Origin of the sequence: Paraburkholderia sp. SEWSISQ10-3 4, from assembly GCF_030464785.1 — a bacterium.
GTDB classification, from domain to species: Bacteria; Pseudomonadota; Gammaproteobacteria; order Burkholderiales; family Burkholderiaceae; genus Paraburkholderia; species Paraburkholderia aspalathi.
Map to the genome: position 1 here is coordinate 45,200 of NZ_JALPRI010000032.1, position 13,589 is coordinate 58,788.

Genomic DNA, 13,589 nt, shown 5'->3' on the forward strand with positions numbered 1-13,589 from the left:
GAGATGCTGGCGAACTGAGCTCACCGGGCTCGTAATCGGCTCACCCAGGCGTCTCTGTCTGCGGTGATGCCGGCCTTAAACGGGCCGCCGTTTCGCAGCCGCCTGGTGAATCGCCGCCCTTACCCTCGGGTACGTGCCGCAACGGCACACAATGTTGGACATCGCCGCATCGATGTCCGCGTCAGTGGGATTGGGCTTCTGCTTGAGCAGCGCGCAGGCCGCCATCAACTGCGCGCTCTGACAATAACCGCACTGCACCACGTCGAGATCAATCCACGCCGCTTTTAACGCCTGCGCTTCGGCGCCCTGCACGCCTTCTATCGTCGTGATCTTCTGCGAGTGCAAGCTGGACATCGGTGTCTGACAGGCAAGGCCCGCCTTGCCGTCCAGGTGGATCGTGCATGCGCCGCAAATGCCCACACCGCAGCCGAACTTGGTGCCGGTCATGCCGAGGTCGCAGCGCAGCACCCACAGAAGCGGCATGTCCGGTTCAGCTTGCACGGCAACCGCGCGGCCGTTGATGTTTAACGATCCCATGTTTTCTCCGTCAATCTGAAGCGTTTCACGCAACCCTCAGCGGCAGCGCGCGCAAGCGCTGACCGGTCAGTGCGAATACCGCGTTGGCCACCGCCGGCGCAACCGGCGGCACGCCTGGTTCGCCGACGCCCTGGGGGTGCATCTGACTGGGCATAATGTCGACTTCGATCACCGGACAGTCGTTCATCCGCACAACCGGGAAATCGACGAAGTTCTTCTGCGCCACCTGACCGCCGACGAAAGTGATTTCATCCTGCAACGCAGTCGAGAGGCCGAATACAATGCCGCCCTCCATCTGCTGACGAATCAGGTTTGGGTTCACCGGCAGTCCACAGTCAATCACGCAGACCACCCGATGCACGCGAATCTGCTTGTTCGCACCGACCGATACCTCTGCCACCTGCGCGACGACGCTGCCGAACGCTTCATGCAGCGCGACGCCGCGCGCCCGCTTTGTGCCATCGGCCGCACGCGTCATGGGATGTCCCCAGTCGGACAAGGCTGCAACGCGCCTTAACACCGCAAGATGGCGCGGATGCTGCGCGAGCAGCGCCGCGCGAAATGCAATCGGATCCTGACCGGCGGCTACAGCGAGTTCGTCGGTGAAACCTTCGGTGAAAAACGCCTGATGTGAATGGCCAACCGAGCGCCAGAATCCAATCGGGATCGGTAATTCGACGATCTTGTGCGCCACACGTGCAGCGGGCCATTCGTAGGGCTGATCGAACGCGCCTTCGCACGTGGTCTTGTCGATGGGAATGCGCGGCACGCCGTAGTAACGCACGATCGATTCCGGCACGATCGCCTGACTCGCTGAAGTGGCATGCCACGCGACCAGCTTGCCGTCTTTGTCGAGACCGGCTTTGAGTCGCGACACGCACGCCGGACGATAGAAATCGTGGGTGAAATCCTGCGCCCGCGACCAGATTGTTTGTACCGGACGACCACCGCCTTCGCGCGCAATCGCCGCGGCTTGCGCGATGAAATCGAGTTCGAGACGGCGCCCGAAAGCGCCGCCGAGCAGTTGCGTTTGCACGTCGACCTTGTCGATGTCGATGTCCAGCACTTTCGCAACGTGCTGCCGCGCGAGCGTCGGCATTTGCGTGGAAACCCAAACGGTGGCCGCGCCGTCCGCGACCTGCACCGTGCAGTTCACTGGTTCGACCGCGCCATGTGCGAGATACGGTGCGTGGTACTCGGCGCTGATCGTGCGCGCGGCACCGCTCAATGCGGCGTCGACGTCACCGCGATGGTAGTAGGCGTGGCCGTCGCTGTCGTCCAGCGCCTGCGCGAGTTGAGTGTCTACGTTTGCGCTCGACAGATTGGCCGCAGCGCCGTCATTCCACACCACGTTGATTGCACTCACCGCGCTCATCGCGCGGAACGGGTTGTCGGCGATGACCGCGACGCCGCCGCTGCCACCCGCGTAGGGCTTCAGCGAAAACGCCTTGATGAAGCCGGGCATCGTCCTGGCAGGCGAGGCGTCGAAATGCGCCACCGTGCCGCCCAAAGTGGGACACATCACCACGCTTGCGTAGATGAGACCATCGGGTAGCGCGTCAATGCCGAAGCGCGCTGTGCCGTTGATTTTCGACGCGGCTTCGATACGCCGCACCGGCTTGCCGATCAGTTTGAACTCAGCAGGATCTTTCAGCGCAACCTTGCGTGGCAGCGGTTGCTGTGCGGCCATCGCGGACAGTTCGCCGAAGCTCGCCTTGTGACCTGCTGCATGCAGTACGTAGCCGCCTTCCGTACGACATTCGCCGGGTGCCACCTTCCATTGCGCGGCCGCCGCACCGATCAGCATCGCACGCGCCGAGGCGCCGGCTTCACGCATCGGCGCCCATAGATCGTTCATGCTCGATGAACCGCCCGTCATCATCGTGCCGGCGTCGCGCACCAGCTTGCGGGTCATCCAGACCGTGGCGCGCTTGACCGTGCTGTCGTCATCCGGGCGAAACGGCAGATCGTCGACGATGTTCTGCACGCTGTTGTAGATCTTGTCGATCGGCGAGTTCTCTACCCGAACCTGCGACCAGTCGGCGTCGAGTTCTTCGGCCAGCAGCATCGCAAGGCCCGTGTGTATACCCTGCCCCATTTCCGCTTTGCACACCACGATCGTCACGGTGTTGTCCGCGGCGATTTTGACCCAGCCGTTGAGTGCGACCTGGTTGCCTTCCGTCGACAACGGTGTGGAGGGTGTCAGGCGTTGGCCCGGCGGCAGCACCGACCAGCCGACCAGCAGCACACCGAGCGCGCCGGCGCCGCCTAGCAGGAAGGTTCTGCGCTTTAACATCGTATGGCTCGATCAGCTTGCACGGTGGCGGGGACGCTGTGAAAGCGCGGGCTGGCGCGGGAATTTGTTTCGTTGGAACAGTAGTAAGACGGAAGAGTGGATGGGGGACTGAAAGCTAAAGGGTTTCAGCCGAGCTGCACCGTGCTGGCGGATGCCCTTCGAGGAAAGGGTGGATGCAAGCCGTGTGTCAGTTCATTAAATGTTATTCATCGCGTGGTGGCACGCTGCAACGCAACTGGCTTGAACGGCGGAAAAATGCGAGATGTGGCGGATTTTTACTATCACGCGCCCTCCCGAATCATCTCAATCAACGCCCGCAACCCCGCCGGCACATGACGTCGCCCGGGATAGTAAAGACACAACCCATCAAACGCCGGCGTCCAATCCTCCAGCACACGCTGCAGCGTGCCCGCTTCCAGATCCGCCGCCACGTTCCACTCAGTCATATACGCCAGTCCGAATCCCTCGCGGGCTGCCTCCATGATGAGCAGCGGCTCATCGAGCGTCAGCATGCCCTGCACATCCACGCTGACAGCCTCGCCGCGTCGCTCGAACTCCCAGTGATAAATACGCCCGCTCGGCATGCGCATGCGGATACAACGGTGTGCACGCAGGTCGTCTGGCTTGCGCGGCTTCGGATTTTCGGCGAAATAGGCTGGACTCCCAACGACTGCAAAACGCTGCGGCTGGTTGAAGGGCACCGCGATCATGTCCTGCGGCACGATCTCCGCCAACCGAATGCCGGCATCAAAGCCCTCCACCACGATGTCGATCATGCGCCCCTCGGTGACGAGATCCAGCTTCATCTCCGGATAACGCCGAAGATATTCCAGCAGCATGGGCATCACCTGGCGCGCCGCGCCCGTCGACGTATTGATCCGCAGCGTGCCCGCCGGTGTGTCACGAAAGCTGCCGGCCTGCTCGATAGCCACGCGAATGGTCGATAACGCCGGCGCCACGCTGTCGACGAATTGCGCGCCCGCCTCGGACAACGACACGCTGCGCGTGGTCCGATTAAAGAGCCGCACGCCGATGCGCGCCTCCAGCGCCGCAATCGCATGGCTCAGCGCCGATGTCGACACGCCAAGTTCCGTGGCCGCTGCGCGGAAGCTGCGATGGCGCGCCACCGCAAGCACGCCTTCCAGTTCGCTCAAACCGGGCGTCTTCATTATCCCATCCTGCTCAACGAATCATCCTTGATTATATGGCTAGTCGGCTTAATCCTTTGAGCCTATCTTTGAGGCAACAACTTCCTGGGTAGGAGCTTTCATGCAGCAAATCGACAAGGTTTATATCGACGGCGCGTTCGTCACCCCGCACGGCGAAGAGTGGTTCGATCTTCACAACCCGGCTAAGGAAACGGTGATCGGCACGGTGCGTCTGGCCGACGCGGAAGACGCTCGCCGCGCGATCGCGGCCGCCAAACGCGCCTTCCCGGCGTTTTCCCGTACCAGCAAGGAAGAGCGGATCGCGCTGCTCGAACGCATGCACGCCGCGGTTCAAGCGAGAGAAGACGAGCTGTATGAAGCAATCGTCGAGGAATACGGTGCGCCGGTGTCACGCGCACGCTGGATGGCGAAATATCCAGCGGACGTCCTGGCGGAAGTCATCAAGGTCTTGCAGACCTATGATTTCACGCGCCGCGCCGGCACGGCCGACGTGGTCATGCAACCGCTCGGCGTCGCCGGACTGATTACACCGTGGAACAGCAATGGCGGCTTTATCTGCGGGAAGCTGGCTGCGGCAATTGCAGCGGGTTGCACCGCCGTCATCAAACCGAGCGAAATGAGCGCGATCCAGACTCGCATCATCACCGAGGCGCTGCACGAAGCCGGCTTGCCCGCGGGCGTGTTCAATATCGTCACGGGCCGGGGCGATACGGTGGGGGCGGAAATCAGCGCGCATCCGGACGTGGCGAAGATTTCCTTCACCGGATCGACGGCTGTCGGCAAGACGATTCTGCGCACCGGCGCGGATACATTGAAACGCGTCACGTTAGAGTTGGGCGGTAAATCGCCGGTGGTCATACTCGACGACGCCGATTTCGCAGAGGCAGTGCCGTTGGCGCTCCAGGCAGGTTTCATGAACAGCGGTCAGGCGTGTATTGCCGGTACGCGGATTCTTGTGCCGCAGAGCCGCCTTGCGGAATTCGAAGAGCGGATGAGCTTTGAAGTCGCTCGCATGCAAGCCGGCGATCCGCGCGATCCGGCTACGCAGATCGGCCCGATGGTCAGCCGCAAGCAGTGGGAGCGCGTGCAACGTTATATCGGCATCGGCATCGACGAAGGCGCGCGATTGATTGCCGGTGGCGAAGGCCGGCCGGAAGGCGTGGAGCGCGGCTGGTTCGTGCGTCCGACCGTATTTAGCGGCGTCAGCAACGACATGACGATTGCCCGTGAGGAGATTTTTGGGCCGGTGCTGTCGATCATTGCGTATCGCGATACCGAGGAAGCGATTGCGATCGCCAATGACACAAGCTACGGGCTGCAAGCGTACGTACTCTCAGCCGATGCAGCGCGGGCTCGCGCAGTCGCCACTCGCATCGACGCAGGACGTGTACTGATCAACACGTTGGCACACGAACCGGCAGCACCGTTCGGCGGCTTCAAGCAATCGGGCATCGGGCGGGAATATGGCACGTTCGGCCTGGAAGCCTTCATGGAGCCGAAGTCGTTGCTCGGCGTGAACTAAAGCGTTTGATCGCTTAGCAGGCGGTGCGTCAGCATTTGCATGACGCACCGCCTGCTGTTTCATCGGCGGTTCGATCCCGACACCACATCGATCCACACGGCCAGCACGAGAATGCTGCCCTTCACGATCATCTGCCAGTACGCGTCGACATCGAGCATCGACATGCCGTTATCCAGACTCGCCATCACCAGCGCGCCGATCAACGCACCGTAGACCGTTCCGGAGCCGCCGCGCATCGATGTCCCGCCGATAAAGCACGCAGCGATCGCGTCGAGTTCGCCCATCGATCCCGCCGACGGCGAGCCCGCCGCGAGGCGCGCCGTATTGACGATCCCCGCGAACGCACACATCAGTCCCATCAGCGCAAAGATGGCCAGCTTCACACGATTGGTATTCACGCCGGAGAGCCGCGTCGCTTCCAGGTTCGACCCCACCGCATAAATACGCCGCCCAAAAACAGTCTGCGTTGCGATCCACGTGAAAATGCCCAGCAGCGCGAGCAGCAGCAGAACCGGCACAGGAATGCCGCCATAACGATCGAGCGTGGCGACAAACGCGGCCAGAATCACGCCTGCCCCGACCACCTTCGCAACGTCCTGCCAGATCGGCACCACGCGCAACTTATAACGCTCGCGGTTGCTTCGTTGTCGCACGGTCAGAAACGCCAGTACGACAAACAGCGCGACGGCCAGCGTATCGCCCGCAAGACGCGGCAAATACCCCTGGCCGACAAACACGAAACCATCAGAGACCGGCGCAATCGTCGAACCGCCGGTGACGCCGAGCAGAATGCCGCGATATGCAAGCATGCCGCCCAGGCCGACAATAAACGAAGGCACACGCCGGTAGGTCGACCACCATCCATTGAACATGCCGACGAGCACGCCAAGCAGCATCACGACAGGCACGGTGACGCCAATCGGCCAATGCCGGTTCACATCGAGAATCGCCGCGACACCGCCGAGCAAACCCAGCAACGACCCGACCGACAGATCGATCTCGCCCGCGATGATCACGAACACCATGCCGCACGCGAGCATGCCGGTGATCGACATCTGCCGCAGCAGGTTCGACAGATTGCGCGGCGTCACGAATGCGCCGTGTGTCAGAAAGGAGAAGAAAAGCCAGATCACGGCCACGGCGATCAGCAACGCGAGAATCTTGTAACGCGCAAACAGTTGCTGAATGCGCTGCGGGCCACCGAATGCGCCGCGCGACGCAGCGCCGTCGGCGGGTTGGGAAGTGACGTCGGGAGTCATGCGGCACTCGCTTCAGTTGGTGCGGTCGGGTTGAGGGATCGCTGCACGGGACGGATTGCGGCGCTGAGAATGTCCTCTTGCGTGAGGCCGTCGTTGACGAAATCGCCGCGCAATTCGCCTTCGCCGATAACCAGCACGCGATCGCTGATACCGAGCACTTCGGGCAATTCGGACGACACCATCACGATCGACATGCCGCGCTGTGCCAGTTGAAAAATCAGTTTGTAGATTTCGAACTTCGCACCGACGTCGACACCTCGCGTCGGTTCGTCGAGAATCAGCACCTTCGGGTCCGTCAGCAGCATGCGCGTCAACACGGCCTTTTGCTGATTGCCGCCCGACAGACTCGCAATCGAGAGCATCGGATGCGCCGCGCGCACCGAAAGCCGCTTCATCTCGGTGTGAATCGTGTCGAGTTCGGCGGCAGAATCGATGCGTCCGCCCTTCGCGAAACGTTGCAACACCGCGAGCGTGATGTTGTGGCCGACACTCAGACCCGGCACGATGCCGTGGCGCTTCCGATCTTCCGGCACCATGCCGATACCGGCGCGAATCGCATCGACAGGGGCGCGAATTTTCAAGGGCTTGCCGTCCATCACCACGGTCGCCTCGCTCGCACCGGGATACGCGCCGAAAATCGCCTGCATCAGTTCCGTACGCCCCGCGCCGACCAAACCGGCAACGCCAAGAATCTCGCCACGCCGCAGCGTAAACGACACATCGTTCACGCGCTTTCGGCGCGGATTGTTGACGTCAAAACAGGTCACGTGGCGCGCTTCAAAGATTACGTCGCCGATAGGATGCGGTTCACGCGGAAACAGGTTCTTGATTTCGCGGCCCACCATCAGGGAGATGATGCGGTCAGTGGTCAGCGCGCGCATGGGTTCGGTCGCGACATGGCGGCCATCGCGAATCACGCTGATTGTGTCGCACACCGCCGCCACTTCGTCGAGCTTGTGCGAGATGTAAACGCATGCAACCCCGCGCCGCTTCAGATCGCGCACGATATCCAGCAGGATGTGTATCTCCGTAGCCGTCAGCGACGACGACGGTTCATCGAGGATCAACAGTTTCGCGCGCTTGTTCAGCGCCTTCGCGATCTCGATCAACTGCTGGTGGCCGCCACCGTAATTCATCACCGGTTGCGCCGAGTTGATTCCGCTGATGCCGAGCTCGCGCAGCAACTCATCGGCGCGCTGATACATCGCGGCGTAATTCATTCTGCCGCCGGGCAGCGTAATTTCGTTGCCGAGAAAGATGTTTTCTGCAACCGAGAGCTCCGGCACCAGCATCAACTCCTGATGGATGATGATGATGCCCGCGCGTTCCGTGTCTCGTATGCTCGCGGCCTTCAGCGGCTCGCCTTCCCAGATGATTTCGCCGTCCCACGTACCGTGGGGATAGACGCCGGACAGCACTTTCATCAGCGTCGATTTGCCCGCGCCGTTCTCGCCGCACAAGCCGACGCACTCGCCAGGCGCCACCGTCAGGTCGATGCCGTCGAGCGCCTTCACGCCGGAAAAGGCTTTGACGATGCCGCGCATCGTCAGTAATGGTTCACTCATTCGCTATGCCTCGCTGCAGGGCGCGTGATCGCGCCGATGTGCCTGACGCATGCCAGGCACACCGGCTTGAACTACGCACACGTTACGCTCATTGGCTCGCGAGCTGGGCCTGGGTGTAGAAGCCGTCCTTGACGACCACATCAACATTGCTCTTGGTGAGCAATGTGGGTTGCAGAAGCACCGTGTCGACCTTCTTCTTGCCGTTGTCGTACTGTGCATTAAAGGCCGGCTTCTCGCCCTTCGCAAGCGCGACGGAGAGTTTCGCCGCTTCGCCTGCAATCAGCTTCAGCGGTTTGTACACGGTCATCGTCTGCGTGCCGGCGATTACGCGCTTCACAGCGGCCAGATCAGCGTCTTGTCCCGACACCGGCACCTTGCCAGCCATGTGCTGCGCAGCCAGTGCCTGAATCGCGCCGCCTGCGGTGCCGTCGTTCGAAGCGACGATTGCGTCGATCTTGTTGTTGTTCGCCGTGAGCGCATCTTCAACGATACGCAGCGCCGTCGACGCGCTCCATTCCGGTACCCATTGCTGACCGACGATTTTGATGTCGCCCTTGTCGATTGCGGGCTTCAACACTTTGAGCTGGCCCTCACGCAGCATCTTGGCATTGTTGTCGGTCGGCGCGCCGCCGAGCATGAAGTAGTTGCCCTTCGGCTGCGCGTTGAAGACACCTTGTGCTTGCAGCTCGCCAACCTTCTCGTTGTCGAACGAGATATAGGCATCCACGTCGGCGTCAAGAATCAGGCGGTCGTAGGAGACGACCTTGATGCCGGCTTTCTTGGCTTCGGCGACCACATTGCCGAGCGTCTTCGAATTGAACGGCACGATCACGATCACGTCGACGCCGCGCGAGATCAGGTTTTCAATCTGCGAAATCTGCCGCTCTTCGCTCGCATCGGCGGATTGCACCGATACTTTGGCGCCGAGCTTTTCTGCCGCTGCAACGAAGTAGTCACGATCGCGCGACCAGCGTTCGACGCGCAGATCGTCGATACAGAAGCCAATTTCCGGGTGGTCCTTGCTTGCATGCGCGAGCGGCGCAACAAGCGACAGGCTGGCGAGCATCGCTCCACATACGAGCGAACTCAGTACGGTACGACGCGTTGCGAATTTCATGTCTCACTCCTTGTTCTGATAGCCGGAATACCGGATTGGACGGTCTGCGCTGCGAGCCGCAGAACCGGACAAGCGACAACCCAAAGCTTCTTTTATTCGCGCGGTCAACGTGGCCGCGCGATTTTTATGTCTTACTGCGCGCCCTTTTTCGGGCGGTTACTTCACGACTGCCTTTTAGCGTCTGCTGTAAATCGCCTGATTTACAACGTTTTCCAGTTGCTCCTGTCTGCCGCTCGCGTGCTGTGGATTCAGACCGCGTGCCAATGCATCCGTAGCCAGCGTCGAGAGCGAATAGTCACCCTTCAGAATTTTGCTGCCGAACTCCGACTCCCAGCCTGCGTAGCGCTGACGTTTGAACGCTTCGAGTCGGTCGTTTTCGATCAGCGTTGCTGCACGCTCGACGGCGAGCGCCAGGTTATCGATTGCACCGATGTGGCCGAAGAACAGATCTTCCGCATCGACGCTCTGACGCCGCACCTTTGCGTCGAAGTTCATACCGCCGGTGGTGAAGCCGCCGTGTTTGAGGATTTCGTAGAAGGCCAGCGTCAGTTCTTCGACGCTGTTCGGAAACTGGTCCGTATCCCAGCCGTTTTGTTGATCGCCGCGATTCGCATCGACGCTGCCGAAAATACCTAGCGCGTAGGCCGTCGCGATCTCGTGGTGGAACGAGTGACCGGCAAGCGTCGCGTGATTGGCTTCGATATTCACGCGAATCTCTTTCTCCAATCCGTATTGCAGCAGGAAGCCGTGTACGGTCGCCACGTCATAGTCGAATTGATGCTTGGTCGGCTCCTGCGGCTTCGGCTCGATCAGCAGTGCACCTTTGAAGCCGATCTTGTGCTTGTGCTCGACCACCATGTGCAGGAAACGGGCGAGCTGATCACGTTCGCGCACGAGGTCGGTATTGAGCAGCGTGTCGTAGCCCTCACGGCCGCCCCACAACACATAATTTTCGCCTCCCAGCATTTGGGTCGCATCAAGAGCGTGACGAACCTGAGTCGCAGCGAACGCAAAAATCTCGGGATCAGGACTGGTCGCCGCACCTGCTGCATAACGCGGATGCGAGAACAGATTGGCTGTGCCCCACAGCAGTTTGACGCCGGTATCCTGCTGCTTGCGCGCCAGATAGTCGGCGATGCGGGTGAAGTTCTCGCTATAGGCCTTCAGGCTGTCACCTTCCGGTGCAACGTCGGTATCGTGAAACGTGTAATACGGCGTGCCGAGCTTCGAGAAGAACTCAAACGCGGAATCCGCCTTTTGTTGCGCCCGTTCCATGGCGTCGCCGGCCTGCTGCCAGGGACGCCGAAACGTCCCTTGCCCGAAGATATCGACGCCCGGCCAGACAAACGTATGCCAGTAGCACACAGCAATGCGAAGATGTTCTTCGAGTGTCTTGCCGAGCACCCGCTTACTCTTGTCGTAATGACGATAAGCAAGCGGGTTATCCGATTGCGGGCCCTCGTAGCGGATCTCGGGAATGTGTTCGAAGTAGGACATCAGCGTCTCCTGTTTTATGCTGCACTGCAACCCGTGCGGTATCGCCGCGCCGGTCGACAAGGTGACGCCATGCTGCCGCTTGCAAGGTGCATCGGCAATTGCGAAATTGCGCAGCGTGCTTGATGTTTCTTACCGCCCATGCGTTTGTTTCACACCGGCGCGATGTTCGCGGCCTAGAATAACCAGACGCTTAAAAACGGTGCTGCCTTCAGAGCGCGCCCAACAGGAGACGAAGGCGCTGCGAATCTTGACGATCTGCACGCCACCCACTGCCATGACCCGTCCGCAAACACCACAGACGACCCATCGAATCGCGCTGCTGTTCAACGCGAACAAGGTGTATGACCGCGAGATCATCACCGGCATCGGCAATTACCTGCTGTCGACGCGCGTGGCGTGGGATCTCTTCCTTGAAGAAGATTTCCGCTGCCGCTTGACGGGTATCGAGCGTTTCGACGGCGACGGCATCATCGCGGATTTCGACGATCCCGCTGTGGGTGAAGCGCTGCGAGATTGTCCGTTGCCGGTGGTGGCGGTCGGTTCATCGTTCGAAGATCCGGCGCACTACCCCCCGGACTTACCCTATATCGCGACCGATAACGCCAAGCTTGTTTCGCTCGCCTACACGCATCTGATCGGCGCGGGACTCGAGCATTTCGCTTTGTATAGCCTGCCGCAAGCGCAGGAAAACCGTTGGGCGCAGCAACGTGAGTTGGCATTCGCTCACCTGCGCAGCACGGACGGCCATAGCGCCGAGCAGATCGGCACCGAGATCTATCGTGGCCTGTCGACCAGCGCGCCGTCGTGGAATCAGGCAACCGAGCAACTCACCGCGTGGCTCGCCCAGTTGCCGAAGCCGGTGGGCATCATCGCCGTCACCGATGCCCGCGCGCGGCATCTGCTGCAGGCCTGTTTGATCGCGGGTATTCCCGTGCCTGAAGAAGTGGCGATCATCGGCATCGACAACGATCCGCTCACGCGTACGCTGACCCGTATTCCGCTTTCCTCCGTGATTCAAGGCACCGAAGAAATGGGCCGCACCGCCGCTCACTTGCTGCATCAAATGCTGCACGGCGCGCGTTTTCCGGGGCGGCGCATTCTCGTGCCACCGGTCGGCATCAATGTGCTCGAATCGACCAAACACCAGCCGCTCGCAAGTCCGTATGTGATGCGCGCCCGGCACTTCATCCGCCAGTACGCGTGCCAAGGCATCCGCACCGAACAGGTTGCCGATTACGTGGGCGTGTCGAGATCGTCGCTCGAAGAGTACTTCCGGCGCGAACGGCAGTGCACCGTGCATCAGGAAATTCTGCGTCATAAACTCGATGTCGCGAAAGCGCTGCTGGCGAAGCGCGATGCGTCGAGTGCCGAGGTGGCGATCCGTTGCGGCTTCACGTCGCTGCAATACATGTACGCGGTGTTTCGTCGCGAACTCGGCTGCACGCCGCGCGAATACCAGGACCGTGTGAATTCGACCGCAGCACCCGGCTGAGCATGCCCTTTACCTTTTCTTTCTACCGACGACATGATCAGCATCGCACCACTTTCTTCTGAGCCATGGGGCGCTCTGCCCGGCGGCGATCCTGTGCGGCTCTTCACGCTGCGCAATGCGCATGGCATGAAAGTCGCCATCAGCGACCTGGGCGCGACGCTGGTTTCGTGGCATGCACCAGACCGCGCGGGTCGCCTCGGCGACATTCTGCTCGGACACGACACGCCCGCCGAATACGTTGCGGCCACAACCTACATGGGCGGATTGGTTGGCCGGTGGGCGAATCGCATTGCCGATGCGCGTTTCACGCTCGACGGCATCGAATACACGCTCGACCGCAACGAAGGCGCGAATCTGCTGCATGGTGGCACGCACGGTTTTCATCGTGCATTGTGGGACGTGAGCGAAGACAACGGTGCGCTGCTTATGCGTCTGGAATCGCCCGAAGGCGACGCCGGCTTTCCGGGCAATGTCACGGTGCAAGTGCGTTACACGCTCGACGACGACGGCACCTTGACGATCGCGTATGAAGCGATCACGGACGCGCCGACGCCACTCAATCTGACCAGCCATCCGTATTTCAACCTGACAGGTCGGCGGGATGCCGACATTCGCGGCCATGTGTTGTCGATCGATGCCGACCGGTTCTTCGAAGTCGATGGGTCGATGATTCCTTGCGAGCTTGCCGAAGTGGCGGGCAACGCGTTCGACTTCCGGCAGAGCGCGCCGATCGGCGCACGGCTCGATTGGCCGCATGTGCAGCTGGCGAAGGCCGGTGGCTTCGATCATTGCTATGTGCTGCATGACGCGCCTGTTGCAACAGTAGCCGGACGCGAACCGCAGGTACGCCAGGTTGCACGCGCCTATGACCCCGGCAGCGGACGCGAACTGACCGTCTCGACCGATCAGCGCGGCTTACAGTTCTACACCGGCAATTTCCTGAAGGGCGACACGGGCCGCGGCGGCATCGCCTACCAGGCGTACTCCGGACTGTGTCTCGAAGCCGGCGGCTTTCCGAACGAGGTCAATATGGCTGAGCAGGAGCAGGTCATCGTGCGGCCCGGCAGCGCATACCGGCAGGTGACGGCGTACCGCGTAGGTGTACGTTCTGGAGTCTGAAGCAATTCTTCATATG

At 61.1% G+C, this 13,589-nt stretch carries 10 protein-coding genes; 3 read left to right on the top strand and 7 right to left on the bottom strand.

Annotation, left to right across the window (positions count from 1 at the left end):
* Positions 1–75: 75 nt before the first annotated feature.
* From M0D68_RS34300 to M0D68_RS34310, 3 genes are all read right to left on the bottom strand, one after another.
* A complete protein-coding gene (locus M0D68_RS34300) occupies positions 76–537 on the bottom strand; it encodes a (2Fe-2S)-binding protein (protein WP_093635104.1) in 462 nt (153 codons plus the stop codon).
* A gap of 25 nt (positions 538–562) precedes the next feature.
* Positions 563–2,833, bottom strand: coding sequence for a xanthine dehydrogenase family protein molybdopterin-binding subunit (locus M0D68_RS34305; RefSeq protein WP_200653077.1), 2,271 nt, complete (start codon positions 2,831–2,833; stop codon positions 563–565).
* A 281-nt stretch (positions 2,834–3,114) separates the two neighbouring features.
* Entirely contained in the window at positions 3,115–4,002 is an 888-nt protein-coding gene (locus tag M0D68_RS34310; RefSeq protein WP_200653076.1) for a LysR family transcriptional regulator, read from the bottom strand.
* A gap of 100 nt (positions 4,003–4,102) precedes the next feature.
* Between M0D68_RS34310 and M0D68_RS34315 the strand changes: the two genes are divergently transcribed.
* Entirely contained in the window at positions 4,103–5,524 is a 1,422-nt protein-coding gene (locus M0D68_RS34315) for an aldehyde dehydrogenase family protein (protein WP_200653075.1), read from the top strand.
* Positions 5,525–5,583: 59 nt separating this feature from the next.
* Here the strand turns inward: M0D68_RS34315 and M0D68_RS34320 are convergent, their stop codons facing one another.
* From M0D68_RS34320 to xylA, 4 genes are all read right to left on the bottom strand, one after another.
* Entirely contained in the window at positions 5,584–6,783 is a 1,200-nt protein-coding gene (locus M0D68_RS34320) for a sugar ABC transporter permease (protein ID WP_093635100.1), read from the bottom strand.
* The gene (xylG, locus tag M0D68_RS34325; RefSeq protein WP_266226706.1) at positions 6,780–8,348 is read right to left on the bottom strand and encodes a D-xylose ABC transporter ATP-binding protein; all 1,569 of its coding nucleotides are present in this window, start codon (positions 8,346–8,348) and stop codon (positions 6,780–6,782) included. The genes M0D68_RS34320 and xylG overlap by 4 nt, the downstream gene beginning before the upstream one ends.
* 88 nt (positions 8,349–8,436) lie before the next feature.
* Positions 8,437–9,465, bottom strand: coding sequence for a D-xylose ABC transporter substrate-binding protein (xylF, locus tag M0D68_RS34330; protein WP_054040132.1), 1,029 nt, complete (start codon positions 9,463–9,465; stop codon positions 8,437–8,439).
* Positions 9,466–9,639: 174 nt separating this feature from the next.
* Entirely contained in the window at positions 9,640–10,962 is a 1,323-nt protein-coding gene (gene xylA / locus M0D68_RS34335) for a xylose isomerase (protein WP_211706638.1), read from the bottom strand.
* Between the two features lie 274 nt (positions 10,963–11,236).
* Between xylA and M0D68_RS34340 the strand changes: the two genes are divergently transcribed.
* Together M0D68_RS34340 and M0D68_RS34345 are read left to right on the top strand one after the other, a co-directional pair.
* Complete coding sequence (locus M0D68_RS34340; RefSeq protein WP_093635097.1) at positions 11,237–12,454, top strand: DNA-binding transcriptional regulator; 1,218 nt, start codon at positions 11,237–11,239, stop codon at positions 12,452–12,454.
* 33 nt (positions 12,455–12,487) lie between these two features.
* Positions 12,488–13,573, top strand: coding sequence for an aldose epimerase family protein (locus M0D68_RS34345; protein ID WP_266226708.1), 1,086 nt, complete (start codon positions 12,488–12,490; stop codon positions 13,571–13,573).
* Positions 13,574–13,589: the final 16 nt, after the last annotated feature.

Bases quoted from the DNA above. Each gene is read 5' to 3' on its own strand.
- xylF (WP_054040132.1), bottom strand. From the start codon at position 9,465: ATGAAATTCGCAACGCGTCGTACCGTACTGAGTTCGCTCGTATGTGGA.
- M0D68_RS34305 (WP_200653077.1), bottom strand. From the start codon at position 2,833: ATGTTAAAGCGCAGAACCTTCCTGCTAGGCGGCGCCGGCGCGCTCGGT.
- M0D68_RS34300 (WP_093635104.1), bottom strand. From the start codon at position 537: ATGGGATCGTTAAACATCAACGGCCGCGCGGTTGCCGTGCAAGCTGAA.
- M0D68_RS34315 (WP_200653075.1), top strand. From the start codon at position 4,103: ATGCAGCAAATCGACAAGGTTTATATCGACGGCGCGTTCGTCACCCCG.
- M0D68_RS34340 (WP_093635097.1), top strand. From the start codon at position 11,237: ATGACCCGTCCGCAAACACCACAGACGACCCATCGAATCGCGCTGCTG.
- M0D68_RS34345 (WP_266226708.1), top strand. From the start codon at position 12,488: ATGATCAGCATCGCACCACTTTCTTCTGAGCCATGGGGCGCTCTGCCC.
- xylG (WP_266226706.1), bottom strand. From the start codon at position 8,348: ATGAGTGAACCATTACTGACGATGCGCGGCATCGTCAAAGCCTTTTCC.
- xylA (WP_211706638.1), bottom strand. From the start codon at position 10,962: ATGTCCTACTTCGAACACATTCCCGAGATCCGCTACGAGGGCCCGCAA.
- M0D68_RS34310 (WP_200653076.1), bottom strand. From the start codon at position 4,002: ATGAAGACGCCCGGTTTGAGCGAACTGGAAGGCGTGCTTGCGGTGGCG.
- M0D68_RS34320 (WP_093635100.1), bottom strand. From the start codon at position 6,783: ATGACTCCCGACGTCACTTCCCAACCCGCCGACGGCGCTGCGTCGCGC.